Source organism: Paenibacillus sp. FSL R5-0517 (genome assembly GCF_037974355.1).
In the GTDB taxonomy this organism is placed as follows: domain Bacteria; phylum Bacillota; class Bacilli; order Paenibacillales; family Paenibacillaceae; genus Paenibacillus.
The window spans coordinates 4,410,443-4,435,771 of the sequence record NZ_CP150235.1 but is presented as its reverse complement, the minus strand read 5'-3'; the positions used below and the strand labels follow the sequence as shown (position 1 = coordinate 4,435,771).

The following is a 25,329-nucleotide window of genomic DNA, read 5'->3' as shown; positions in this document are numbered from 1 at the left end:
TGAGGGATGGCTAATTTCACAGGCAAAGTGAAGATGAATGAATTATTCGCGAATATTGTTCAGGGATTTAAAACGATTGCGGGATCTCCATGGTCCATTTTTTACGAGACAGCGAGTGTGATCGTGTTGAAATCGGTGGGCACAACGGGTTCAGATAAACTGTTCTTCAGACTTGAGGTTGGGAACACGAAGGGAACAACGGGAAACACATTGACTGTGAGTGTGGCTGAAGATGTGATGGCAACAGATGGCAGTATTCCCTTAGGCAGAGCCGAAGTGAAGAAGGACTTCCTATGTCATACGAGTGCCGTTGATACGAATCTATTAATTGATTACCAAGTTTCAGTTCAACCCAACCGAATTATTATTTATTTGCAGGGGGATGTGAACTCGGTTACCGGTATATCCAATCTGGGTTACTTTGGAATTCTGAACAGGTATGCCACAGAGACAGATTCCTCGAGTTTGAGTGTAGGCCTCAGCTACAACGGAGATAACGGGATCCGGACGTTGCGTGATAAAGATAAACAGATGGTGAATAACATATATGATGCTTACTCTGCCATGCTTCCTGTTAATCCAGGATGGGGGTCCCTTTATCATCTTGCTCCGGTTATTATGTGTAATGGTGTGGAAGGACCGAGAGGCGAACTTATTGATATCTATGCGGTACCTTCTGCCGGAGTTTCTCATGGAGATGAGATCAAAGTGGGCACCAAAACATATAAGGTATACTCTCTATCGATTGGTGGACAAAGCTTCTTATCAGGAGCTACGGTTGCTGTCCTGATGAATTAAGGTGGTGAATGGACATGGCAATACATCAAGGGAAAGTTGTAGGGACCGCCGAGAGCGGTTCTATTTTTACCCAGAGTAAGGCAGTGGTCCTCCATGGCATTGGATACGATCTGGATGCTGTTCCGTTAAACATTGAGGGTAAGGAAATGGTCTATTCATTAGGAACGTTATCAACTACGGCAGAATTAATTGACATCTATCGCTGGGGTACATGGAGGGTACTGGACAACCATAACGATCTTTTGATTGGATACGTTACAGATAAGTATATTTATGGGCCACGAACCAGCGTGGGAGTTCCTAATGAAAAAAATATGATACTGAAGCATAAATTTTTGACCCAATCCAGTGGAGTAGGTTTAATTCGAGAAACCATAAGAGGACTAAGAGCAAAACAAAATTTTGCGGGGCTCGATTGGTGTATTAAGGTCAAGATTCCTACCCAGCAGGCGGGGTTAATTGGGAAAACGTGGGGGGATTGGTCTTACAGCGGAAGTGGCAACACTTCTGGCAATCATCTTCGTCCACGACGGTATCCGGGTACACATATTCCTAGAAGGAGGGAAGACTCTTGAACAGGACATGGAAACTGATGGAGGAGATGAGAAAAGTGCTATTGCCGGTATCGTTTGCCCAAAGAGTAGAGTATGTTGGCGGTGGGGCGAAGGCCATGATTGATATTCCCATGGAACATCCTCGATTCATGATCAAAACGATCAGAGTCATCCCGTCCAGAGAGACGAATGTGGAAGTCCATGTGTTGAACAGTGCCGGTCCACATCCAGAAGTTCTCTATTTCAACAATGCCCAATACTCAACGGGGAATTTTATGGAAGGGATCTATGATATGATCGATTTGCCATATGAGGACGTAGATGGGACTTCAACACTTCACTTGTCGTTAAAAAATCTGGGTACAGATGTGGCCAACTTCGATATTGAGGTCGTTGGCTTGACTACGAGGTAGGAGGGGACCACCACATGGATATTGTTTCATTCAGCAAAGCTGCCAAAGTAGAACGTGAAGTTAAACAAGCCAGGGATTCTTATGCCTCACTTGACGGCAGATTGGACGCGGTGTCAGTAGGAAACGTGGTCTCGGTCAGACTCAAAACAGAACTGCCCACCGTAGGTGAAGCAGGAAGATTATATCTGGTACGCCAAGACTCAAGCAATCAGAATGAATCAACGACCTATACATACAGCAGCGGGGAATATGTAAAGGTGGGTGGTGATCGAGTTTCAAACCATCCGGAGAATGGAACCATTAATCTTAATGGTACCAGAACGGTGATCTACAACCATCCTGATACACACAGTGCTGATATGCTAACAGATGGAGCTCATAATGTTATCATGACACTGGATGAACGTGAGAAATTGTCCAACATTGAGCGCGAGGCCAATCATTACACACATCCTGATACACATAGTGCCGATATGATTAGTGATGGAGAGATCCATGTGAGCATGACTTGGGGGGAACGAAAACGCCTGAGTGTCATGGATCCGTGGGAATCGATCAGTGACTTGGTGGATTATACCGATGTGGTTACATATTTTGCTTTTGACATGCAGGGAAGAGTTATTAGACAAGTCGTTACGGACAACTACACCGAGCAGCTGGTTAGAGAACCTGTGCTGACCATGCCGACTTCTTCAGAAGGTTACGCAAAGGGTGATTCCTTCTTGGTCATTTCCATTGGTGAGATTTATCGATATGACGGTCTGGACTTCGTGCAACTCCCACCTTTGGTTGATGTCATTTATCATTATGATAATGAGGGAAGATTGGTGGCGAAGTCCATCGCCAGAATGGGAACAACACCTATTCAAACCAACTTTCAATATATATATGACTCATTCGGCAATCGCATAGCGGTTAAGAAATATTAATACGGAAGGACAGCATATGCTGTCCTTTTTTCTTTTAACAATGAAGTTATTAGTGTATATCCATCACCATATGAAGACTAGCATTAACACTTGGCTGATCAAGTCGTATAGAGAAAGTAGTATGAGAACGTAATTATTTCGGGAGGTAGTGTACGATGAATATTGAACTGACTGCTCATTTCTATTTCAAGGGAAGTGGGAAGAAAAAAACGGTGAACTGGATAGAAGATAATCCTAGATTACAACAGAAAGAGAAAGATTCGGATAAGGTCGTACGTGAAATCCCGTTAACAGCGGATGAGGTTAAGCAAGAATATCGACGACTTTTCACTAAACACAAGAACGAGGGGAAATCGATCACGCTGGAAGATACAGACGATGTGGTTCATATCATTGATCTTACGGATGTACGAAACATTGAATTGACTTCTAAGGAGGGGAATACAGATGCTGTACAGACTGACCTTCGCACTGAATGATGAGGAAATTGTGACTACCGAGATGACTTCGGATAAGGAGGATCTGGTTGGAGCAACCGAAGAAGCATTCGATTTGATCGAAAGAGACTATGGAGCCACTGTCGCTTTGAACCTGGTCGCGTTTAGCCTGCTCAAAATAGAGCTTACCAATGAAATGATAAATTAAGCGTTTACGCTAACTAATGTTAGCTTTTCAGCATCAACTGCTAATTTATTTGAATAATTATAAAATATAGTTAATAAAGTGATATACCCCAAGCCTAGTTCTGGGGTCTATTCCTTTTTCATGAAAAGATGAACGTGACTTGATTTAATGCATCCATTGAAACTTGTCTTGTACAAGTAGTTTTGATTAAACTAGGTTGAATTCATATGTTCAGCAGCAGAAGGGTCAGGATGATTGGCAAGGAGGGATGGGACATTGAGATAAAAGACTTGGAAAGAGAGCTCGCAAAGTTGGCATCCAGAATAAGAAAAGATTTTACTGAACGCGGGCCGGTAGATACCAGAGTCTCTATCATGAATCATTTTATCATCTTAAAGTTTACAGCAAAATTCACCAAGCCTGAAGCATTCATGCTGGAACATATGCAATCACACTCAAGTCAAATTTTCGCCGAATACAAGATGAAGCTAGCACATATGATGAGAGAAAATTTCAACCCCGTTTTCTCCTATATCAACATGGGTCTGAAGATCGAAGACATCGAAACAACATTTTTTGGCCCTGATTTTGCAGAACAGATTACAGTCTTCAAGATGAACAAGGATGTTGAAGTGCTGCTGAAAAATGATGAGATAAACATGCCTTAAGTCCTATTAACTAAATTTTGAATACTATACAGGTTCTTAGGAACTAATTTTTGTTGTTGACAATATCCTACATATTTCCTTATACTACCCTTATGGCGATTGAATAGATTAATAATCTTGACGAAGCCTATAACCTTGTTAAAGAACTTGAAGGCCATATCTTCGGTAATTGGGACGAAATAGATGTCAGACCAAGACCGACACATTCCACCATTTTGGTATTTTCCAGTGGTGCGCTCTGTGTTGGTCTTTTTGTTTGTAAAAAATGCTGCTTTACCTTTCACCGTATACTTCGTATATAGTCAGTAAAAGGCATATAAGCGAACGAAATAAATAAATGTTGCGAACATTAGTTCGCATTTGTTATTCTGAATGTAATAGGATGGGAATGAGGAGGCGGATCAAAGGGGGATTTTTTGATCGTTTGTATGTAATTAGGCTTATTAGTTTCAATTGTTTGTAACAAGACTACATATGGTATGTGAGATTTAGGGAGCAATAGCGGGTGATGTATAGTAAAATCACGCTGGATAGTAACTAGATTGTGAAGAAAGTATACGACCGACGATAATTAAAAGTTAATGGGGGAAATGTATTATGTCTGCTACAACTGCTATGGGTTTTGATGATTTATTTGAGATTGGGGATATAGACATGTTCCTGAATAAAGCTCAGGAGAAGTGTCGTCACAAGCTTAGAGGGAAAACATTTGCAGGGATGGAGAAAGAAGATGTAACCCAGGAGATTATGATCAAATTGGTTAATTCTCTGGACAAGTATGATGCAGAAAAAGCGAAAATGTCGACGTTTGTTGATCATCTTATCGAAAATAAAATTAAGGACATGTACCGCAAGTGCATGTCTGAGAAAAATCTCAGTGTGGTTAACGCTGTACAGATCATGTGCACGGATCAGAGTGGTGGCGATGAATCGGAAAGTTCAGATATTGCATTAGCGCTTGGTCATGCTGGATTTGCATATGAGAATTTTGAGTTTGTAACAGATATTATGGAAAATATGAGGCTGAACGAACGTGAGAAGCAAATCTTTAAACTTCGGACTTCGGGGTATGAATTTGTAGAGATTGCAGGAATGCTAGGTGTATCCAAGGCACGTATATCCCAGTTATGGAAAGCGATTCGTGAGAAGTACGAAGCATTGTAGTCATAAGTGGCAATTAATAGCCTAAGTTAGATGAAGATAGATTCAGTAACCTACATAGAACAGAGAGAGCACCCTTAACTGGGTGCTCTTTTAAGTCGTATAGAGTGACTAGTACAGAAAGAAAGGCGGAACAAGATGCTTAGTGTGGTGGTTTTAGGATTTACGATGGAACGTCTGAAGGGGTATTCGGATATCGCTTGGGCAAGTCATGATTCGTCGACAGCTGCTGATTTAAGCAACAGGGAGTATGCCTTGATTATTGAGAAAGTAGTCGTACAGGCTGATGCCGTCTTGGTTAATCTGGCATTGGATCATTTGAGCTCTACTGATATTGTGATCATGCATCATGCTTATATACATAAAAAACCAATCTTGGGTGTGGGTTTCAAACCATTGGAGCCTGTTATCGAAGATTTTGTATCCAAACGAGTGACTGATCTGGATACAGCTGTACTCCATATGCGGACGAAGTATTTGGTCCTAAGCAGCGGAACCAATACTTCATCTGCGCCTCCAATTTAACTGCTGCTCCTATAACACGTATAGAGAATGTAAGGGCAAGAATATTCGCGAGACTTTAACTAATGGAGGAATAATTCAATGACACATGTGATCAAAGCAAAAGAAGATAAATTAACGGAAGAAATCGTAGCCAGCATGATTGGAAAGTATATCCACGCACCAATCAATATGCATGAGGTCCAGACGCCAACCGGTGCAACAACCCAGGCTAACGTATGGTTTGCTGGCAGTGTAGCGGGTTACGAAAAAGCCGTTATTGGATTCAATTACGAAGAGGGTACCTTTCATGAAGAACCACAAACATTTTATAACGTTCATTTAACGGATGGTATGGGGTACATTCTGACAAGTGCTTACGAATTGGAAATTCATGAACTGACCGAAGAGGAGTTTAATCAACTCATTGAAGAGAAAAAGGAAGAAGAACAAGACTCAAATGGTGAAGAGCAATGAAGGTGTTGAACTACGCCTCGGATTTAGCTGTAAAATCGTTTGTGTCCACTAGCGCTGCAGGTGTGGAAGAACTGATCAACGCATGGATGTTATCCAAACCACACACATTTGTTACCGGACTGGAGTTTACCTCCACCGTTGATCCACTCAGCAGTATGTTGGAATTTGCAGCAATCATTGTATACCAACCAAGTGAACAAGACCAATCCTAACTTATGCATGAGATTATCCCTTCTATAATATAGAGGCTTTCAGTAAGGAGGTGGACGAATCTGTTGTTCACTTTAGAAAGAGTAATAGGTGTTGTTATTGCTGTTGTGGTATTGGCTTCGCAATACGGGAGTCTATCGACATCAGAAAATTTCAAACGGGCTTACGAAGAAATAGTTGGCTCTCAGAGATTAAAGGAAGTAACACAAGAAGAGCAGATAAAGCAAGTAAAGCCAATGAAGCAAGAGGAACAAGAAAAACAACAGAAACAAGTTAAATCGGTTGCTCCTGCGCACATACGAATGACGGATATGCTTGAGCAGTATATAGAACTCCACCAGGAGAAAACAGTGAGCCGCGCAAAGCTGCTGAAGTATGTGAGGTGGGTAATTCAATATTCGAAGGATACGGATATCGATTCCGTCTGGATTCTGGCAATGATGTGGCAAGAGAGCCGGATGTTAGAGGAAAGTGTATCATCCCATGGAGCGATTGGTTTACTTCAGATTCTGCCTAGCACAGCGAAATCGTTTGGAGTGAGCCAACAGGAGCTTCATCAGCCTGAAACGAATATCAGGACAAGTATTACCTACTTGGAATATCTTATGGATAAGTACGATGGGAATCTTCGTACAGCAACCATTGCCTACAATCAGGGAGAAGGCAACGTAGCTAAGGGAAAGGATCGCCCCTGGTATTACAATCAAGTGAAGGAACACCATAACAAAATGCTTGAAATAATCAAAAAAGGTCTATGAACATCAGTTAACAATAGAATTTGAATATTACAATACCGTTTATCAATTTTACATAGGGAGATCCACATGGGAAAATTTCCAGAACATATTAGTATGAATTTACAGGTAGATAAGAAGCATTACACAATGGATGACGTAGAAAATATTGAACGTTGTAAGCTTGATGAACATTTCCTTGGGGATTGTATTCTGGTCAATGAGAACCTGATTTGGCATTCCGTTCATAAGTATATAGGAAAGCCGGAAATGATTATTAAGAATCATTGTGTAGAGAAGGATGATATTCTGCAACTGGGCCGTCTTGGATTTATCAAAGCGATTAGGGCATTTGATACCGGACGTGGCGTAAAATTTAGTTCGTTTGCTGTCACTGCGATTGTCAGAGAAATTCGGTGTTTTCTAAGAGATAGTGCAAGCATTATTCGTCCAACTCGCACAGCTACGGAATTAATTAACCGAATTAATCGACTTGAACACGATATGGGCTACCTGCCACCAGCACATGAAATCGCACTGCTGTTGGATGAGGAGGAAGATAAGATCAACAAGGCACTTCAGGTGGGTAAAGGTGTGAAGTACCTTGATGAGCCTGTAGGTGCTGATGATCAACAAACTCAATCCGTGACGTTGATGGATACTATCTATAGTGGGGAGAACATTGAAGAAGGTATTCTGGATAAGTTATATGTTGATGCGGTCATTGATTCGGTCAAGCGCAAGCTTAGTGAGAAAGAAGTTACGGTTCTGAAGCATCGTGTAGACGGATTTAATCAAACTCAGACCGCAGATATGGAAGATATTAGCCAGATGAGAGTCTCCAGAATTATGCGAAAAGTGGCAAAAATGCTGAATAAACCGGATCAGGCGTGATCGTCATCACAGCCATTGCTATTTTATATAACGTATCATACATAACTTCCCTCCCGCATCCAAGCGTGAGGGATTTTTGCTGTTTTTGCCCTATGGGACATACTCCAAGTTGTCCGAACATAAGATAGTACAAGATTCCAAGTGACCCGGAGGAATGAATTGATGCGAAAAATAACGAAAGTTCTTGCATGCATGCTTATCCCTGTCTTCTTGCTGTCTTCCTTAGGGGTTACTCAAGCCCAGGCAACAATTCAAGGTCCGTCCACACATGCGCAAAGCGCTGCTCTAATCGATGTCACATCAGGCCGGATCTTATACAGCAAGGATGGGGATAAGGAACTGCGAATTGCCAGCTTGACCAAAATCATGACAGCGATTGTAGCGATCGAACACAGCAAGCTGGATGAGAAAGTGAAAGTGTCTCCCACGGCTTTTGCCAAAGAAGGATCGTCTCTCTATCTGAAGTTAGGTGAAGAGATGACACTCGAGAACATGTTGTACGGGCTAATGCTCCGTTCAGGCAATGACGCGGCTTCTGCGATCGCAGAGCATGTGGGGGGTTCGGAAGAAGGATTTGTGCTATTAATGAACAAAAAGGCAGAGCAAATCGGTCTGACGCACTCCCACTTTATGAACCCTCATGGACTGGATGCAGAAGGTCATTATTCTACAGCCAATGACTTGGCCAGATTAACTGCCTACGCGTTGCACAATCCGGTATTCAAACGCATCGTGGCCACGGAGGACAAATCCGCACCGAACCCCAATGAAAGCTGGGAATACTCCTGGCACAACAAAAATAAAATGCTACGGATGTATGAAGGTGCAGATGGTGTGAAAACCGGCTATACAAAGAAAGCTTTCAGATGTTTGGTCAGCTCGGCTACACGCAATGGACAGCAGCTCGCCGCGGTAACGCTGAACGATGGAAATGATTGGAATGATCATGCTCGGATGCTTGATTTTGGGTTTGAATACTTCCCATTGGTAGAGATTGCGAGGCAAGAACAGCCTGTGCAAAATACAGATGTCGTTACAGGCCGGGGATTTTGGTATCCACTTGCTGAGAGTGAGAAAAGTTCATTGACTAAAAAGTTGATTTTGCACGAAAATCGCGCCCAATCTGAAACGGAAGGGAATAAACAATCCACAGACCCTACATTTGGATTGGCAGGACGCATCGATATGCAACTTGACGGAAAACTTGTTGGCTCGATTCCGGTATATCGCAAAGGCAGTTTTATTCCTCCTGAACCAAAGACAGATGAGGCAACGATAGGGGGAATCGGAGACGTTTCTTCCTGGGCAGCAGCTTGGCGTGCCGTGTTAAGTCACCTGTTGTCTCCTTAGTAGAATCATCGTTGAAGGGAGGGTATAACCATTGATCAATTTAATTTGGCTACTAATGATCTTAATCGGATTTGCTTTTGCAGCCATCAACGGCAATATTGAGGTGGTCACGCAAGCCGCTTTTGATGGCGCGGCCACGGGAGTTACAGTCTGTTTTGGACTGATCAGTGTGCTTGTGTTCTGGATGGGCATGATGAAAATGGCTGAGGATGCCGGTCTCCTGTCTCGGATTGCTAAGCTGCTTGGTCCCATTGTGGGCTTCCTGTTCCCCGATGTGCCCAAAAATCATCCGGCGATGGGTTATATTCTCTCCAATATGAGTGCCAATCTGCTGGGGCTAGGAAATGCGGCGACACCAATGGGAATCAAAGCCATGCAACAGCTGCAGGAGCTTAATCCGGATAAACAAACAGCTTCTCCAGCCATGTGCACCTTACTGGCTCTGAATACGGCCAGCATTACCATTATTCCAACAACGCTAATTGCCATCCGATTAAACTATCATTCCGCCAATGCTACAGAGATCGTGGGAACAACATTAATGGCTACCATTATCGCTACACTTGCTGCTATAATCGCCGATCGCTGGTATCGGAATAGGGCTTTACATAAACCGCCACGTATACAGAAAAGTGGCAAACCCGGCATGAAAGGATGAGTAGCTTTGTTAACCTTCATCAACTGGATCTCTGTCTGGGCCATCCCGGTTATTATCGCGTTTGTTCCATTATATGCGTTTACCAAAAAGGTCCCGGTTTACGAATCCTTTGTTGATGGGGCCAAGGATGGATTCTCTACTGCAATCAGTATTATCCCGCATCTCGTAGGCATGATGGTCGCAATCAGCGTATTTCGTGCCTCGGGTGCACTGGATTTTGTAATTAGTCTATTGGCTCCATTGGTGTCCTGGATGGGTGTTCCAGGCGAAGTGTTACCACTCGGAATACTGCGTCCTTTGACTGGGACAGGCTCCCTGGCGTTTACAACCGATCTGATTAAAACCCATGGCCCCGACTCCATGATTGGACGTATGGCATCTACGATTCAGGGGAGTACAGATACTACATTATATGTGCTGACTGTCTATTTCGGGGCTGTAGGCATAAGGAATGGTCGGTATGCACTCAAAGTAGGGTTGTTTTCCGATGTCGTTGGTTTTATTGCTGCCCTCGCCATTTGTTTGCTCGTTTTTGGTTAAAAGATATCTCCTTTCCTTCCGATATATTAGTTATGCTAGAATAATAGCGGAGGAGAGTGAGACATGCAGAAGAGTTGGAAACGAATGCTCCGTGTTGGAATGTCAGGTGTGCTTGCCATTGCAATGCTCGCTGGTTCAACGGGGCTGGCGGCGGCTCAAGCCGTTCAGACGATACATTTTACAGGTTACTTCGACAAACAGCTGCGTGCACAAATGGCAGTCACAGCGGATTCTTTCCCCGTCGTGAATGTACGTTTGGTCAAGCAGAATGAACCCGATATGGTATATTATGATATTGGTACCTCGATACTGATCTCGAAGGATGAAGTGCTCACGAATTACCATGTGGTTCAGAGTTATGCTGAACTGTCTGATGGCGATGAAGGCACACTGACTGTTGCGAGTCCGGGTTCCTTAGGTAAACCTGTAAAGGCAAAGATTGTGAAGACTGATCCGGTAACAGACATGGCGCTGCTGAAGTTGGACAAGGAAATAGACGCCCAACCGGTCACATTTGCAAACGCAAGGGATAACCAGGTTGTCTATACGATTGGATTCCCCAAAAATCCTGCTGGTGATCTGGTCATCCTGGATGAAGATTTTCCTTCAACCTACAATACGATAGCCAAAAGCAGAGTGTTCAGTTCCCAAGCCTCGGATGTTCCGGGTAAAAAGGGAATCGGCAGTATTGTGAAATCCATGGCACAAGGTAATTCAGGTGGCCCTGTGCTGGACCAGAACAACCGGGTCATTGGTATGATGACATTTGTATACGGTGGACGCACCTATTATATTACTTCCAAAACATTGCAGTCTTTCATTAAGGACAGCGCTACGCCTGCCAAAAAACAGGTTGCAGTTGCCGGAAAAGTTTCCAATTAATTGGTTTGAGGTAAAGGCTTATCTTTACGCTATCTGTGTTGAACAGATCGTGCAAAGGTAGGCTTTTTTTTACGTGAATCTCAAAGGGGAAGTCAGCCTGAAATGGATATTCGTGTCGTCAGTTTACAAAATCCTTGGATTATCCTTGTGATTTCCTTGCGTGATGGGTATCATTAGTGTGAGGTGACATGACAAACATGGAAAGATTACAAAAAATTATCGCACAGGCAGGCATTGCATCCCGCCGTAAGAGCGAGGAACTAATCCTGTCCGGCAAAGTAGAAGTTAACGGGGAGGTCGTAACCGAACTGGGTACGAAAGCGAACCCCGAAGAGGATATGATTACGGTTAATGGAAAACCGATCCGCAGTGAGAAAAAAGTGTACTTGATGTTGAACAAGCCAAAAGGCGTAATCACAAGTGCATCTGACCCGGAAGGTCGGAAAATTGTATCCGACTACCTGAAAGGTGTCAAGGAACGTGTATACCCTGTGGGTCGTCTGGATTATGACACAGAGGGCTTATTGATTCTGACCAATGATGGTGAGTTTGCACATTTGTTGACGCATCCGAAGCATCACGTACCCAAAACTTATCACGCAACGGTCAAAGGTGTGCCGCATGGTTCGGCTCTGGAAAAATTAAAGACAGGCATTATGCTTGATGATGGCATGACTGCTCCTGCAGAGGTGGAGTACAAAGATGTGGATACAGCGGCCAATGAGTCGGTGATCTCCATTACGATCTATGAAGGGCGTAACCGTCAGGTTAGACGCATGTTCGAGGCGATCAACCATCCGGTAACCCGGTTGAAACGGATTTCGTTTGGTGGCATTTTGCTACAAAACCTGAAACGTGGTTTGACACGCAATCTGACCAAAGAGGAAGTTAACAACCTGATTACCCTCGCACAATCAGAACCAGCCAGAAAAATGAAAAAAAGGTAATGTGAGGACACATAATTTTCATAAAACCGCCGCAGTTTTGTGACGAAATTCGCTATAATTGTTCATAGGATGTTCACAGTTGTCCAGTTCAATAATATGCGAGTGTTAGAGTCACTTAAAAGGGGAGCAGCACATGGGGAAATCAAGAAGAACGGTGCAAATCGTCATTTTGACATTGATCCTGGTGTTGGGCGGATATGCGATTACGACATCGGTATCCGGCTCGAACGGCAAGCCAAAGGAAGGGGACAGGTCTCCTTCTTTTGAACTGCTGGGCCTGGATGGTCAAGTTCATACGTCTGACGAGTACAAAGGAAAAGCATTGGTGATCAATTTCTGGGGCACCTGGTGTGAACCTTGTGTTAAAGAAATGCCTGCACTTCAGGCACAAGCTGACAAATGGAAGGACAAGGGGGTACAATTTGTCGGAATTAATGTTGGAGAAGACCAGATGACCGTGGATAATTTTGTTCGGCAGGTTGGGGTTACATTTCCAATCATGTTAGACCGTGAGAAAAACTCGGTTCGTGATTTCGGGATCTCTCCGATGCCAACAACATTTTTTGTATCCGACACCGGCAAAATCTCTACCATTCATATCGGGCAACTTGATTTGGACACACTTGACGCTCAAATTTCGCAACTGGCGAAGCAGCCCTGACAGGAGGTCTATTCGTGTTCCAAAATACCAAATGTGAGTGCGGACACCAAAATCCGGTTGGCACTGTACTATGTGAAGCATGTGGGAAACCACTACTGGAGTCTGAAGCTAAATCGAATGAAGTGCTGGAAATGCGTTACGATGGCATGGCGCGCCGTTCACAGCGCAGTAATCCCAACATCATTGATCGCATCTGGAACTTTTTTTCATCCGTCAAAATTGCTGTCTATATGATTGTGTTAACGCTTGTAGGCTCTATGCTTGGCACGATCTATCCGCAAGAAAGTACATTTCTAAATATTGATCCTTCCGTGTATTACAAAGAAACATACGGTCAGTTGGGTCATATCTATTATCTGTTGGGTTTATCCCATACATACGAATCCTGGTGGTTTATCTTGCTGTTGGTGCTGATTGGTGCATCATTGGTGATATGCAGTCTGGATCGCGTCCTACCGCTCTACAAAGCACTGAATAAACAGAAAATACGTAAACACACGCAATTTCTAACAAGACAGCGTCTGGTGTACCAAGGTCCTATCGAAGAGGCACCAGAAGACTGGATTAAGAAAGCGGTTACGCCGCTGAAAAAGAAAGGCTACCGCGTGCATACTCAGGGTGATGCTTTACTCGCCGAGAAACAGCGATTCAGTCGATGGGGCCCATATGTCATTCATATTGGACTCATTATATTTCTGCTGGCGGTGCTTGCACGAGGGTTGCCTGGCCTGAATCTGGATGAGCATGTTGCTTTTCCGGAAGGTGAGATCAAGAAGATACCGAATACGTCGATGTATCTGAAAAACGAACAGTTTAATGTTGAATTTTACAGTGAGGAAGAAGTACCGGAGCAATTCCGTAACCTGAACAAGACCGTTCCAAAACTATTCGAAACAAAAGTTGTTTTGTATGAATGTACAGCAGATTGTTCGGATCTTTCAAAAAAACCTCAATTAGCTGAGGTGGCCAGACATGATGTTCGTGTGAATCATCCCTTAAATTATAACGGTCTGAAAGCATATCAGTTTGATTATGATCTAACACCCACCATTCGATCCGTAACGCCGGATCTGGTTAATACAAAGACTGGTGAAGTATATGGGGCGATTAAGATTGATATGGTCGATACCCAAAAAACATTTGAAGCGGGCCCTTATGAACTGACCGTGAAGGAAAAGTTCATGGACTTTGGATTGGATGAGAATGGACAGCCCAAATCAATATCGCCTTCACCTAATGCACCTGCTTTTCTCTTTCTTATTAAGGGACCGAATCTGCCGGAAGAGGGGATACAATATCTTTATTTTGCGAAGCAGATTGATAAACAACGGTTTCAGCAGGATGCAATTAACCAACAGCTAATTGGAACAGAGATTCCTTTACAGTTGGAAGTGGACAGCATGGACAAGGTTGATATTATTCAATCCGTAAGTTATCTCAATATACGCGTAGATAAAGCAATGCCTTTTGTGTGGGTAGGAGCCGGCATTGTCATGTTGGGTCTGGTCATGGGTTTTTATTGGCATCATCGCCGCATCTGGATTCGTTTTGATGATCAACAGCTTACCTTGGGTGGACATACCAACAAAAACTGGTTTGGCTTCAGGCGTGAAGTGGCGGCTGTTTTGAAACAAATGAATTTGGAAGTGGAAGAGAAGTCGTTGGATAACGGGGGGAACCAAGCATGAATTTATTGGATTTCAGCAGCGACGCATTTATCGTAGCTTTCTTTCTCTATTGTGCCGCATTCTTTTTATATGGTGTTGCGGTAATGGGCAAAAAATGGAGCAATCGTGATCCTCTGGCGCACATGAATCGCTGGGGTAAACGAGCTTTCATTGCCTCGACTGTCGCTTTGGCGGCACATCTTGTATTCTTTGCAACCCGATGGGCTGGGGCAGGGCATATTCCTGTTAGTAACATGTACGAGTTCATGTCTTTTCTGTCCATGATGATCATGGTTGCATTTATCGTTGTATACGCGATATATCGGAAGTCGTTACTGGGTTTGTTTGCCTTACCACTTACCATCATTATAATGGCTTATGCTGCTGTATTTCCTCAGGAGGTACAACCGTTGATCCCGGCACTTCAGTCCATCTGGCTGAAAATTCACGTGACGTTGGCCGCACTTGGTGAAGCATTCTTCGCCGTGGGTTTTGCCGCAGGGTTCATGTATTTGCTCCGTACTGTTGATTTTAGTGGTAAGGACAAGTCTTCAAGACGTCAACGAGGATGGGTTGAATTCACCCTGGTTACGATCGTTGTCGTTATTGGATTTATAGGAACGGTATTTGCCTTTCGTGCAGCTGGCTATGAAGCGGTTTTTGTGCAGAAAACGGTCAGCATTGACACGCAGGTACAGGAAAATAGTACAATAGAGAAAGTGAATTATCGCATGCCTCCAATTTTTGCGCCATATAATAGCGAAGTGGAGAGCATGACACCGTTTCTTGGCATGAAAAAACCTTTACTTGAGACGCCTTCCTGGATGAACGGCGTAAATGCCGGGCGTAAGCTGAATACGGTGATTTGGTCACTTATTGTAGGTCTGATCCTGTATGGAATTGTACGACTTCTTGTGCGCAGACCCCTTGGACAAGCGTTACAGCCAATGATGGATGGAATCGATGCCGATGATCTGGATGAGATAAGTTATCGTGCGATTGCCATCGGTTTTCCAATATTTACACTGGGAGCATTAATCTTTGCCATGATCTGGGCTCAGATTGCCTGGAGTCGTTTTTGGGGTTGGGACCCCAAAGAGGTGTGGGCGTTAATTACATGGCTATATTATAGTGTGTATCTGCATTTGCGTTTATCCAGAGGTTGGCAAGGTCAAAAGTCTGCATGGCTTGCGGTTCTTGGTTTCCTGGTTGTCATGTTTACGCTGGTTGGGGTGAATCTGATCATTGCCGGATTGCATTCGTACGCTGGAGCGGACTAGGACAGACTCGTCTTGCAAAGGTTGGATTTAGAAACGGGAAACACAAACGTACCTTTTTATTGAAGGGTATTCAAATATTGTTCGCCAGATCGAACATAATAGAAGTGATCAGGAGTTATTGCAAAGGGGCTGGAGAGGCATGGCTGAACATGAGAATCGAATACTGGTCGTGGATGACGAAGAGAGAATCCGCAGACTTTTGAAAATGTATCTCGAAAAAGAAGGTTATGAAATTGATGAAGCTGAGGATGGGGAAACTGCGCTGCGTAAAGCAACAGCAGGGGACTACGGACTGATTTTGCTTGATGTGATGTTACCGGGTATGGATGGAGTTGAAGTGTGTACCCGTCTTCGTCAGGTGAAATCAACGCCGGTTTTGATGCTCACTGCCAAAGGTGAAGAGATTAACCGGGTTCAAGGCTTCGAAGTTGGCGCTGATGACTACGTAGTAAAACCATTCAGTCCGCGTGAAGTGATTTATCGTGTCAAAGCGATTTTGCGTCGATCTTCCGCGACAGCTTATCTCTCGAAGGAGAGCAATTCGAGTAATAACATCGTGTTCCCACATTTGGTTATTGAGCATGATGCCCACCGGGTCACGGCTGGTGGTGAAGAGATTAGCCTTACACCAAAAGAATATGAATTGTTGCACTACCTGGCAACATCTCCCGACAAAGTGTTCTCCAGAGAAGAATTGCTCAAAGATGTATGGAACTACGAGTTCTTTGGCGATCTTCGTACCGTGGATACGCATGTGAAGCGTCTTCGCGAGAAACTTAACAAGGTATCGCCAGAGTCGGCGGCCATGATTACGACGGTGTGGGGTGTCGGTTATAAACTGGAAGTACCGAAGTAGTTTAAGTTTCTGGAGATCGCTGGTCGGGAAGTTATGGATCACTATTATCTGCCTTGTGGGTTGTGTACTTATAGCGCTGGGTCTTTTTTTGCTGCCCTACATTGATACGAACTTTGCAGAATCCGAGTCCAGAGATATTAAACGGTTGTTCACCTATATCTGTATTATCGGATTCAGTTTAACTACCTTTTTTGCATTGTTCCTATTCACCAAAATAACGCAGCCTATGCAGCAATTGATTCAGGCAGCCAATGCGATTCGCAAAGGCAACTACGGAACACGTCTCTCCCTGGTAACGAGTGATGAGATTGGTGAATTGGCCAATACTTTTAATCATATGGCTGCCCAACTGGAAGATAATATTCGAAACCTTAACCATGAGAAGGAACATTTGGCTAGTGTGCTTCGAAGCATGACCGATGCGGTGGTTACATTTGATGGTGAAGGCAAAGTTATTCTGACGAATCCGCCAGGAGAGAAGATCATGCAGACTTGGTATGATCTGGATTGGGCGAAAGTGGACGAAGGAAAAGATTCTGAACAGTTTGACAAGTCTTCACGTGATGTACCTGAGCCCCTTCTTCCATTGTTCAGAATGGTGATGGAGCAAGGTGGGGATCAGAACTCCAATGTTCATGTACAGCAAGGCGTTTGGTCTGTCCAGATGGCACCGTTGTATGCTGACAGTGTTGTCAGAGGCGCTGTGGCTGTCTTGAGAGATGTAACAGAAGAAGTGCGTTTGGAGAAAATGCGGCGTGATTTTGTGGCTAATGTATCTCATGAAATACGAACTCCGCTATCCATGATGCAAGGTTACAGTGAAGCCCTACTGGACGGTATGGCAACCTCACCGGAAGAGAGCGAAGAACTTATCCAGGTTATTCATGATGAGTCCCTGCGAATGGGCAGATTGGTCAAAGACTTACTTGATCTGGCTCGGATGGAAGCTGGACACACGGACATGGTGATGAAGGAAGTTGACCTTGGGGAACTACTTGAGCGTGTATACCGGAAGTTCTCAGTGCGGTCGAAAGAACAGGGAATTCAACTGCACTTCGAATGTGAACAGCCAACCATTGAACTTCAACAGGCAGATGAGGATCGACTTGAGCAAGTCTTTACGAATTTGCTGGATAATGCCTTCAGGCATACGCCGACTGGCAAAAATGTAATGATCTCGGCAGAGCGGGTCACTTATCTTCGTGCGCCATTCGTTAGAGTTTCAGTGAAGGATCAGGGTGTAGGGATCCCTTCATCCGACTTGCCATTTATTTTCGAACGATTCTACAAAGCAGACAAGGCTCGTGTTCGGGGAGAAAGTGTAGGTACAGGGCTTGGGTTAGCGATTGTGAAAAATATTGTTGATGCGCATCAAGGCATGATTACCGTCAACAGTGTGCTTGGCGAAGGAACAGAGTTTATTTTACAATTTCCCTTGGATTCATCGAAATAGCCTGATTTCATACAAAAAGTGCGGAAACACCCTCTTACGGAGGGTGTTTTTTGTTGAAGAGTACCGTTTAATCTTGTTCAACGTGGAACATGATTTTTTTTATTTTTGACTAAAAAGAGTGTCCAAGATAATTTTCCTTCCTATGTTACATAAGCTTGAAAAGCAAGCAAGATAGAGGAGGATTGAGTTAAGCATGTCCGATGATCGAAAAAGGGTCAATATTAAAGCTTTTCTGGAAGGCAGATCTTTTAGAGCGGGCTCTCCGTTTATTCCTATAACCACTAAAGAACTGGAGCAATTTGAATCCATACTGCGTTCTCTCGCTGTGACTATTCCAGCTGCACTCGGCCAGCCGACTTCAGCCAATATACTAGCATTACAGAATGGATTACGCCCGTTACTTACATTTGTAAATGAATCCGGATTTCGTGCCGGGGTAAAAGCAGAATTACAAGCAGTACTGGAATTAACGATTGCAGGCTCAGAGGTTATTCCTGTTCCTTTAATTAATCTCGCAGGTAACTTGCAACATTTACTAGATGATTTATTGAGTGTGACGTTACTTCTTGAAGTGCCACCTGTAGAAAAAGATAAATTCGTGGGGTTAATCCGTTCGATATCGTTATCCTTAAGTCGGGCGACGACAACTCTTGGAAACGGAGGAGCTACCGGACCAACTGGCCCACAGGGAGTTCCAGGAGTACCAGGTGTACCAGGTGTACCAGGTGTTCCGGGTGTTCCCGGGGTGAAAGGTGCTACTGGACCGGCAGGAGGAATTGGACCAATCGGCCCAGTAGGACCAGTTGGCCCACAGGGAGCACAGGGTCCGGCAGGAGCACCTGGTGTAGGTTTAAACAATATTACCGGATATGATCCAGCACTTGGACCGACATATGCTCAGGGTCAGGTAGTAAGCTATGAGGGGAATCTTTATGTTGCTAATGTAAACGGTCCTTTGGGTATACCCGGGAGTTCCCCGGATTACACTCTTTTGTTGGCGGGAGGAACGACCGGAGCTACAGGAGCAACCGGAGCTGGTTTAACGGGTGCATTAGCATTTGATCCAGCGCTTGCCCCGGGTTATCCAGCCGGTCAGATAATTACGTATAACGGGAGTACGTACATTACAAGTGTTGCCAGTCCTATAGGAACACCGGGAACTTCGTCGGATTATACATTAATTGCGGCTGCGGGGGACACCGGTGCAACTGGTGTAGGCCTAACTGGAATAACTTCTTTTGATCCGGCTCAATCCCCGACATATCCAACCGGTCAGGTTGTTACGTACAACGGGAGTACTTATATTACGAATGTTGCAAGTCCTGGAGGAGTACCAGGAAGCTCCCCGGATTACACGCTGCTTGCGGCTGCGGGAGACACGGGCGTAGGAACGACAGGAGCAACCGGGGCCACAGGCGTAGGTTTAAGTGGTATCGTGCCATTCGATCCGGCATTAGCACCAACCTATCCCGCTGAACAGATCATCACATTTGGGGGAAGTACTTATATTACCAATGTGGCATCACCAACAGGTACACCCGGCAGTTCACCAGATTATACACTGCTAGCAGGTTCTGGAGTTACAGGTTCGACTGGAGCTACGGGCATAGGGCTTGATGGTGCAGTTACGTTTGACCCTGCAGTAGCTCCAACGTATCCAACCGGTCAGGTTGTTACCTTTAATGGCAGTACGTATATAACAAATGTGGCTTCTCCTGCGGGTACTCCAGGGACTTCGCCAGACTATACATTGCTTGCAGGAGCAGGACCTACAGGAGCCACAGGTGCCTCAGGTGTAACGGGAGCAACCGGGGCAGGACTAACAGGCATTTTGCCATTCGATCCAGCCGTGGCTCCAACATATTCAGTTGGTCAGGTTGTAACGTTTAACGGGAGTACGTATATCGCGAATGTGGCATCACCAACGGGAACGCCGGGCACGTCGCCAGATTATACGTTGCTTGCAGGCGCAGGAGCGACGGGAGTTACCGGAGCCACCGGAGTTGGGGTAACGGGAAGTACCGGCGTTACAGGGACTTCAGGTGTAACGGGAGCGACAGGTGCAGGTTTGAGTGGTATCGTACCATTCGACCCAGCGGTAGCCCCAACGTATCCAGCGGGTCAAGTAGTAACGTTCAATGGCAGTACGTATATTGCCAATGTAGCTGCACCAACGGGAACGCCGGGCACGTCGCCAGATTATACGTTGCTTGCAGGCGCAGGAGCGACGGGAGTTACCGGAGCCACCGGAGTTGGGGTAACGGGAAGTACCGGCGTTACAGGGACTTCAGGTGTAACAGGAGCGACAGGCGTAGGTTTGAGTGGCCTCGTGCCATTTGATCCAGCCGTAGCCCCAACGTATCCAGCGGGTCAAGTAGTAACGTTCAATGGCAGTACGTATATTGCCAATGTAGCCTCACCAACGGGAACGCCGGGCACGTCGCCAGATTATACGTTGCTTGCAGGCGCAGGAGCGACGGGAGTTACCGGAGCCACCGGAGTTGGGGTAACGGGAAGTACCGGCGTTACAGGGACTTCAGGTGTAACAGGAGCGACAGGCGTAGGTTTGAGTGGCCTTGTGCCATTTGATCCAGCCGTAGCCCCAACGTATCCAGCGGGTCAAGTAGTAACGTTTAATGGCAGTACGTATATATCCAATCTTGCAACTCCAACGGGCACACCGGGTACATCACCAGATTACACATTAATTGCGGGTGCGGGAGCAACAGGTGTGACAGGTGCAACGGGAGCTGGAGTGACAGGGAATACCGGAGCAACGGGTGTTACGGGTGCAGGACTCACGGGAGTGGTGCCGTTCGATCCAGCAGTTGCGCCGACGTATCCAGTCGGTCAGGTCGTAACGTTTAATGGAAGTACGTATATCGCGAATGTGGCATCACCAACGGGAACGCCAGGGACTTCACCGGATTTTACGTTGCTCGCGGGCGCAGGGGCAACGGGTGTTACGGGAGCCACAGGAGTTGGCGTAACCGGCAGTACTGGAGACACAGGGGCATCCGGTGCAACCGGGGAAACAGGAGCGACGGGAACGGCAGGGCTAACCGGAGTCACTGGTGGAACAGGAGCAACAGGTATAACGGGGGCCACTGGAGTCGGCGTAACAGGAAGTACCGGAGAAACGGGTGTCACTGGTGAAACAGGAGCTACAGGTGTGACTGGAGCCACGGGAGTCGGCATAACGGGAAGTACGGGAGTAACGGGAGCCACTGGTGAGACAGGAGTGACAGGGTTAACTGGAGCAACAGGAGTTGGCATAACAGGAAGTACCGGGTCAACGGGTGCGACAGGGGAAACAGGAGCGACAGGGATAACGGGAGCCACAGGAGTTGGTGTAACGGGAAGTACGGGAGTAACGGGAGCCACTGGTGAAACAGGAGCGACAGGGTTAACTGGAGCAACAGGAGTCGGCATAACAGGAAGTACCGGGTCAACGGGTGCGACAGGGGAAACAGGAGCGACAGGGATAACGGGAGCCACAGGAGTTGGTGTAACGGGAAGCACTGGACCAACGGGTGCCACTGGTGAAACAGGAGCGACAGGGTTAACTGGAGCAACAGGAGTCGGCATAACAGGAAGTACCGGGTCAACGGGTGCGACAGGGGAAACAGGAGCGACAGGGATAACGGGAGCCACAGGAGTTGGTGTAACGGGAAGCACTGGACCAACGGGTGCCACTGGTGAAACAGGAGCGACAGGGTTAACTGGAGCAACAGGAGTCGGCATAACAGGAAGTACCGGGTCAACGGGTGCGACAGGGGAAACAGGAGCGACAGGGTTAACTGGAGCAACAGGAGTTGGCATAACAGGAAGTACCGGGTCAACGGGTGCCACTGGTGAAACAGGAGCGACAGGGATAACCGGAGCCACAGGAGTTGGTGTAACGGGAAGCACTGGACCAACGGGTGCGACTGGTGAAACAGGAGCGACAGGGATAACCGGAGCCACAGGAGTTGGTGTAACGGGAAGCACTGGACCAACGGGTGCAACTGGTGAAACAGGAGCAACAGGGATAACCGGGGCCACAGGAGTCGGCATAACAGGAAGTACCGGTATAACGGGTGCTACTGGTGAAACGGGAGTAAGTGGAGTAACGGGTCTTGCAGGGGCGACCGGAACGACTGGGGTTACAGGGGCTACAGGTACAACCGGACTAACGGGTGTCACTGGTGAAACAGGAGCGACAGGAGTTGGTGTAACGGGAAGCACTGGACCAACGGGCGCAACTGGGGGAACAGGAGCGACAGGGATAACCGGAGCCACGGGAGTCGGCATAACAGGAAGTACCGGACCAACGGGTGCGACTGGTGAAACAGGAGCTACCGGTGCAACCGGTGCAACCGGAACATCTGTAACATCTAACTCTGCTTTTGCTGAGAACACTAATGGTACGATTGTTGTAATATTGGGAGGTACACTCGTTCCATTGCCGAATAACCAAAATATCGGCACAGGTATAACCGTCAATGGGACAAATGACACCTTCACACTTGCCAACGCAGGTCGTTACTACATCTCATACAAAATAAATCTGACAGCTGCACTTGCTATTCAATCTCGGGTTTTACTTAATGGTACAGCTATTCCAGCGAGTGTAGTATCTCCAGCACTTTCTCTCAGTCAGCTTCAGTCTGACTTTATGGTTACCGTTACGGCTGGTTCAACAATACAGTTACAATTATTCGGGCTTATTGGCACAGCTATTCTTTCTCCTCCAGGATCTACACTAAATATTATTCAGTTAAGTTAATCGTCTGATAACGTCTTAAGATGAATCACTAGTGGTCAATCAAACAACAGGTGTTTGGGGCAACCGAAAGTGCACGGCCAGAAGTATCACTCACCATTATCAAATTTAACTTGAAAATGTAAATGAAAACTTCATTTAATTCGGGACAAAAAAAGGCGGAACCATGATGGTCCCGTCTTTTCTTTTACATTTATAATACGTATGATTATTCCAGCACGATTTCAACAGCAGTATTGATCTCAGGCAGCGCAGCAAGCTGCACAAGCACGTCTTTTGGCACAGCTTTATCTACGGTCAGAATCATGATGGCTGCACCACCAATAATCTTACGTCCAACCTGCATGGATGCGATGTTGACATCGTTTTGTCCAAGCAGTGTTCCTACACGACCGATAATACCTGGCTTATCGTTATGTGAGATCAAGATTTGATGACTTTCCGGAGCGATATCTACCGGGAATTTGTCCAGACGAACGATACGTTCTCCATAACCTGCAAGCAATGTACCTGCTACACGGCGTTCCTCAGCATCCTGAGTTGTAACCAATGTTACAGTAATCAGGTTAGTGAATCCTTTGGTTGCAGAGGTTTGGCTTACAACCACATTCAGATCACGGATTTTGGCCAAATGCATGGAGTTGACGATGTTGGCTTCCCCACCCAAATGTCTGGCGAGAATACCCTTCACAATGTAACGCGTAAGAGGCGATGTATCTACTTCAGAAAGTTCGCCAGCATAGTCGATTCGGATCTCCTGCACTGCATTTTGTGTAATCTGTGCTGCAAAACTTCCCAATGTTTCACCCAATTTGAAATAAGGCTGCAATTTGTTCATTACGGTTGGTGCAACAGCTGGCATGTTAACTGCGTTCTTGAAAGGTTCATTGCGCAGAATGTGAAGAACCTGTTCAGAAACGTCAATTGCCACGTTTTCTTGTGCCTCAACAGTCGATGCACCCAAGTGAGGTGTGACGATGATGCTAGGGTGATTCAGGAATGGATGGTCCTGAGCAGGTGGTTCACTTTCAAATACATCAAATGCTGCTCCAGCAACAATGCCTTCGTCAATTGCTTCCACAAGTGCCATCTCGTCAACTACACCACCACGAGCACAGTTGATGATACGCATGCCTTTTTTCATAACTTCGAATTGTGGACGTGAAATCATGTGCCGTGTTTCCGGTGTTAATGGCGTATGAACGGTCATGAAGTCCGCATTACGAATGATATCATCTACACTAGCCAGCTTCACTTGCAGCTTCTCGGCACGCTCCTCCGTCAGGAACGGGTCGTATGCAAGGATGTCCATTCCGAAAGCTTTGGCGCGTTTGGCAACTTCACTACCGATTCGTCCCATACCCAGTACACCTAGCGTTTTATTTCTTAATTCCACACCCAGGAAGGTTTTACGATCCCACGTACCCTGAATAGTCTTGGCGTATGCCTGAGGAATGTGTCGTGCCAATGCCATCATCATGGCAAACGTATGCTCACAGGTTGTGATGGTATTGCCATCAGGTGCATTAATAACGATGATCCCGCGCTGTGTAGCAGCTTCCAGATCAATGTTATCTACACCAACACCTGCACGTCCAATCACTTTAAGGTTGGTACCCGCCGTCATAATACGATCTGTAACACGAGTCTGGCTACGAACCAAGAGGGCATCATAATCACCAATAATGGCAACAAGTTCATCTTCACTAAGACCGGTTTTCTTCTCAACAACAACATCATTTGCATCCACCAGTTGCTGGATACCGAGATCACTGATTGGGTCCGACACTAACACTTTGTACATGGTTTCTTCCTCCTTAGGTATGTGTATCTATATCGTCAAGGTTTGACCTCAGGGAAGAGGTATTCCTTAAAACCAGATTGATTCTTCCGCCCAACAACGCGGTGTCGCAACAGAGGGGGAAGGTGAAGGAAATAGAGTGATTCCACAGATATCCATTAAAATAAATCAAAAAACTCTCAATCCACATACTGCTTGCGCAATAAGGGACGAGAGTTGTCGTGGTACCACCCTAATTCACCGCCGTTTCGCAACGACAGTCTTAGCGGTCAATGAAGACCGAAGAGGATAACGGGTCTAAACCGATTGCACCTACTCCAATTTCAATGCAATAACTCAGGAGCGCTCAAGACCATTTGCCTGCCACCGATTCACACCAACCATCGGCTCTCTGTAAGACGAAGCAACGTCTTTTTTCCATCATCGTGTTTAACGTGACTAATTTTTTCATAATGTATCATGGCTGACATGAGCATGTCAATAGGCTTAAATGTTTTAAATTGTTT

At 45.7% G+C, this 25,329-nt stretch carries 25 protein-coding genes and 1 other annotated feature; of the genes, 24 read left to right on the top strand and 1 reads right to left on the bottom strand.

Annotated features, from left to right (window positions below; all coding sequences use genetic code 11):
• The first annotated feature begins 6 nt into the window (after positions 1 to 6).
• From MKX40_RS19700 to MKX40_RS19585, 24 genes are all read left to right on the top strand, one after another.
• Positions 7 to 798 carry a hypothetical protein gene (locus MKX40_RS19700; RefSeq protein ID WP_339235310.1) on the top strand — a complete coding sequence of 264 codons (792 nt, stop codon included), beginning with the start codon at positions 7 to 9 and terminating at the stop codon, positions 796 to 798.
• Between the two features lie 14 nt (positions 799 to 812).
• Positions 813 to 1,373, top strand: a complete 561-nt coding sequence (locus MKX40_RS19695) for a hypothetical protein (protein ID WP_339235307.1) — start codon at positions 813 to 815, stop codon at positions 1,371 to 1,373.
• Positions 1,370 to 1,765 (top strand): hypothetical protein, encoded by a 396-nt coding sequence (locus MKX40_RS19690; protein WP_036672279.1) that lies wholly within the window; start codon positions 1,370 to 1,372, stop codon positions 1,763 to 1,765. Before MKX40_RS19695 ends, MKX40_RS19690 begins: the two co-directional genes overlap by 4 nt.
• A 14-nt stretch (positions 1,766 to 1,779) precedes the next feature.
• Positions 1,780 to 2,694, top strand: a complete 915-nt coding sequence (locus MKX40_RS19685; RefSeq protein ID WP_339235305.1) for a hypothetical protein — start codon at positions 1,780 to 1,782, stop codon at positions 2,692 to 2,694.
• 155 nt (positions 2,695 to 2,849) lie between these two features.
• Positions 2,850 to 3,173: a hypothetical protein gene (locus MKX40_RS19680; protein WP_339235303.1), complete on the top strand. Its 324-nt coding sequence runs from the start codon at positions 2,850 to 2,852 to the stop codon at positions 3,171 to 3,173.
• Positions 3,142 to 3,339, top strand: coding sequence for a hypothetical protein (locus MKX40_RS19675; RefSeq protein WP_339235300.1), 198 nt, complete (start codon positions 3,142 to 3,144; stop codon positions 3,337 to 3,339). The genes MKX40_RS19680 and MKX40_RS19675 overlap by 32 nt, the downstream gene beginning before the upstream one ends.
• Positions 3,340 to 3,569: 230 nt before the next feature.
• Positions 3,570 to 3,986, top strand: a complete 417-nt coding sequence (locus tag MKX40_RS19670; protein WP_339235298.1) for a Na-translocating system protein MpsC family protein — start codon at positions 3,570 to 3,572, stop codon at positions 3,984 to 3,986.
• Positions 3,987 to 4,583: 597 nt separating this feature from the next.
• Positions 4,584 to 5,150 carry a sigma-70 family RNA polymerase sigma factor gene (locus MKX40_RS19665; protein WP_339235296.1) on the top strand — a complete coding sequence of 189 codons (567 nt, stop codon included), beginning with the start codon at positions 4,584 to 4,586 and terminating at the stop codon, positions 5,148 to 5,150.
• A 135-nt stretch (positions 5,151 to 5,285) separates the two neighbouring features.
• Positions 5,286 to 5,672, top strand: coding sequence for a hypothetical protein (locus MKX40_RS19660; RefSeq protein WP_339235294.1), 387 nt, complete (start codon positions 5,286 to 5,288; stop codon positions 5,670 to 5,672).
• A gap of 78 nt (positions 5,673 to 5,750) precedes the next feature.
• Complete coding sequence (locus tag MKX40_RS19655) at positions 5,751 to 6,125, top strand: hypothetical protein (RefSeq protein ID WP_339235292.1); 375 nt, start codon at positions 5,751 to 5,753, stop codon at positions 6,123 to 6,125.
• Positions 6,122 to 6,337, top strand: coding sequence for a hypothetical protein (locus tag MKX40_RS19650; RefSeq protein WP_339235289.1), 216 nt, complete (start codon positions 6,122 to 6,124; stop codon positions 6,335 to 6,337). Before MKX40_RS19655 ends, MKX40_RS19650 begins: the two co-directional genes overlap by 4 nt.
• 63 nt (positions 6,338 to 6,400) lie before the next feature.
• Entirely contained in the window at positions 6,401 to 7,093 is a 693-nt protein-coding gene (locus MKX40_RS19645) for a lytic transglycosylase domain-containing protein (protein WP_339235287.1), read from the top strand.
• A gap of 66 nt (positions 7,094 to 7,159) precedes the next feature.
• Positions 7,160 to 7,963: a sigma-70 family RNA polymerase sigma factor gene (locus MKX40_RS19640; RefSeq protein WP_339235284.1), complete on the top strand. Its 804-nt coding sequence runs from the start codon at positions 7,160 to 7,162 to the stop codon at positions 7,961 to 7,963.
• Positions 7,964 to 8,125: 162 nt separating this feature from the next.
• A complete protein-coding gene (locus tag MKX40_RS19635; RefSeq protein WP_339235282.1) occupies positions 8,126 to 9,313 on the top strand; it encodes a D-alanyl-D-alanine carboxypeptidase family protein in 1,188 nt (395 codons plus the stop codon).
• 31 nt (positions 9,314 to 9,344) lie between these two features.
• On the top strand, positions 9,345 to 9,971 hold the full coding sequence (locus tag MKX40_RS19630) for a nucleoside recognition domain-containing protein (RefSeq protein ID WP_339235281.1): 627 nt from the start codon (positions 9,345 to 9,347) through the stop codon (positions 9,969 to 9,971).
• Between the two features lie 6 nt (positions 9,972 to 9,977).
• Positions 9,978 to 10,511 (top strand): spore maturation protein, encoded by a 534-nt coding sequence (locus MKX40_RS19625; protein WP_062835224.1) that lies wholly within the window; start codon positions 9,978 to 9,980, stop codon positions 10,509 to 10,511.
• Between the two features lie 63 nt (positions 10,512 to 10,574).
• Complete coding sequence (locus MKX40_RS19620) at positions 10,575 to 11,393, top strand: serine protease (protein ID WP_339235278.1); 819 nt, start codon at positions 10,575 to 10,577, stop codon at positions 11,391 to 11,393.
• Positions 11,394 to 11,590: 197 nt separating this feature from the next.
• Positions 11,591 to 12,340 (top strand): pseudouridine synthase, encoded by a 750-nt coding sequence (locus tag MKX40_RS19615; protein WP_124116190.1) that lies wholly within the window; start codon positions 11,591 to 11,593, stop codon positions 12,338 to 12,340.
• Between the two features lie 133 nt (positions 12,341 to 12,473).
• A complete protein-coding gene (locus tag MKX40_RS19610) occupies positions 12,474 to 13,001 on the top strand; it encodes a redoxin family protein (protein ID WP_339235274.1) in 528 nt (175 codons plus the stop codon).
• Positions 13,002 to 13,015: 14 nt separating this feature from the next.
• Positions 13,016 to 14,689, top strand: coding sequence for a cytochrome c biogenesis protein ResB (locus MKX40_RS19605; RefSeq protein ID WP_339235270.1), 1,674 nt, complete (start codon positions 13,016 to 13,018; stop codon positions 14,687 to 14,689).
• Positions 14,686 to 15,948, top strand: a complete 1,263-nt coding sequence (gene ccsA, locus MKX40_RS19600) for a cytochrome c biogenesis protein CcsA (protein WP_339235269.1) — start codon at positions 14,686 to 14,688, stop codon at positions 15,946 to 15,948. The genes MKX40_RS19605 and ccsA overlap by 4 nt, the downstream gene beginning before the upstream one ends.
• A 139-nt stretch (positions 15,949 to 16,087) precedes the next feature.
• Positions 16,088 to 16,804, top strand: a complete 717-nt coding sequence (locus MKX40_RS19595; protein ID WP_017687664.1) for a response regulator transcription factor — start codon at positions 16,088 to 16,090, stop codon at positions 16,802 to 16,804.
• Positions 16,805 to 16,859: 55 nt separating this feature from the next.
• Positions 16,860 to 18,257 (top strand): ATP-binding protein, encoded by a 1,398-nt coding sequence (locus tag MKX40_RS19590; protein WP_339243132.1) that lies wholly within the window; start codon positions 16,860 to 16,862, stop codon positions 18,255 to 18,257.
• A 193-nt stretch (positions 18,258 to 18,450) separates the two neighbouring features.
• Positions 18,451 to 23,025, top strand: coding sequence for a collagen-like repeat preface domain-containing protein (locus tag MKX40_RS19585; protein WP_339235267.1), 4,575 nt, complete (start codon positions 18,451 to 18,453; stop codon positions 23,023 to 23,025).
• Positions 23,026 to 23,230: 205 nt separating this feature from the next.
• Here MKX40_RS19585 and serA read toward each other — a convergent pair whose 3' ends face one another.
• Positions 23,231 to 24,826: a phosphoglycerate dehydrogenase gene (serA, locus tag MKX40_RS19580; RefSeq protein ID WP_253438670.1), complete on the bottom strand. Its 1,596-nt coding sequence runs from the start codon at positions 24,824 to 24,826 to the stop codon at positions 23,231 to 23,233.
• Between the two features lie 199 nt (positions 24,827 to 25,025).
• Positions 25,026 to 25,256: a binding site (T-box leader), on the bottom strand.
• Positions 25,257 to 25,329: the final 73 nt, after the last annotated feature.

Excerpts from the sequence above, each read along its gene's own strand:
- MKX40_RS19650 (WP_339235289.1), top strand. The coding sequence starts at position 6,122 with ATGAAGGTGTTGAACTACGCCTCGGATTTAGCTGTAAAATCGTTTGTG.
- MKX40_RS19620 (WP_339235278.1), top strand. The coding sequence starts at position 10,575 with ATGCAGAAGAGTTGGAAACGAATGCTCCGTGTTGGAATGTCAGGTGTG.
- MKX40_RS19635 (WP_339235282.1), top strand. The coding sequence starts at position 8,126 with ATGCGAAAAATAACGAAAGTTCTTGCATGCATGCTTATCCCTGTCTTC.
- ccsA (WP_339235269.1), top strand. The coding sequence starts at position 14,686 with ATGAATTTATTGGATTTCAGCAGCGACGCATTTATCGTAGCTTTCTTT.
- MKX40_RS19680 (WP_339235303.1), top strand. The coding sequence starts at position 2,850 with ATGAATATTGAACTGACTGCTCATTTCTATTTCAAGGGAAGTGGGAAG.
- MKX40_RS19695 (WP_339235307.1), top strand. The coding sequence starts at position 813 with ATGGCAATACATCAAGGGAAAGTTGTAGGGACCGCCGAGAGCGGTTCT.
- MKX40_RS19660 (WP_339235294.1), top strand. The coding sequence starts at position 5,286 with ATGCTTAGTGTGGTGGTTTTAGGATTTACGATGGAACGTCTGAAGGGG.
- MKX40_RS19640 (WP_339235284.1), top strand. The coding sequence starts at position 7,160 with ATGGGAAAATTTCCAGAACATATTAGTATGAATTTACAGGTAGATAAG.
- MKX40_RS19615 (WP_124116190.1), top strand. The coding sequence starts at position 11,591 with ATGGAAAGATTACAAAAAATTATCGCACAGGCAGGCATTGCATCCCGC.
- MKX40_RS19585 (WP_339235267.1), top strand. The coding sequence starts at position 18,451 with ATGTCCGATGATCGAAAAAGGGTCAATATTAAAGCTTTTCTGGAAGGC.
- MKX40_RS19675 (WP_339235300.1), top strand. The coding sequence starts at position 3,142 with ATGCTGTACAGACTGACCTTCGCACTGAATGATGAGGAAATTGTGACT.
- MKX40_RS19665 (WP_339235296.1), top strand. The coding sequence starts at position 4,584 with ATGTCTGCTACAACTGCTATGGGTTTTGATGATTTATTTGAGATTGGG.
- MKX40_RS19595 (WP_017687664.1), top strand. The coding sequence starts at position 16,088 with ATGGCTGAACATGAGAATCGAATACTGGTCGTGGATGACGAAGAGAGA.
- MKX40_RS19685 (WP_339235305.1), top strand. The coding sequence starts at position 1,780 with ATGGATATTGTTTCATTCAGCAAAGCTGCCAAAGTAGAACGTGAAGTT.
- MKX40_RS19670 (WP_339235298.1), top strand. The coding sequence starts at position 3,570 with ATGATTGGCAAGGAGGGATGGGACATTGAGATAAAAGACTTGGAAAGA.
- MKX40_RS19610 (WP_339235274.1), top strand. The coding sequence starts at position 12,474 with ATGGGGAAATCAAGAAGAACGGTGCAAATCGTCATTTTGACATTGATC.
- MKX40_RS19655 (WP_339235292.1), top strand. The coding sequence starts at position 5,751 with ATGACACATGTGATCAAAGCAAAAGAAGATAAATTAACGGAAGAAATC.
- serA (WP_253438670.1), bottom strand. The coding sequence starts at position 24,826 with ATGTACAAAGTGTTAGTGTCGGACCCAATCAGTGATCTCGGTATCCAG.
- MKX40_RS19700 (WP_339235310.1), top strand. The coding sequence starts at position 7 with ATGGCTAATTTCACAGGCAAAGTGAAGATGAATGAATTATTCGCGAAT.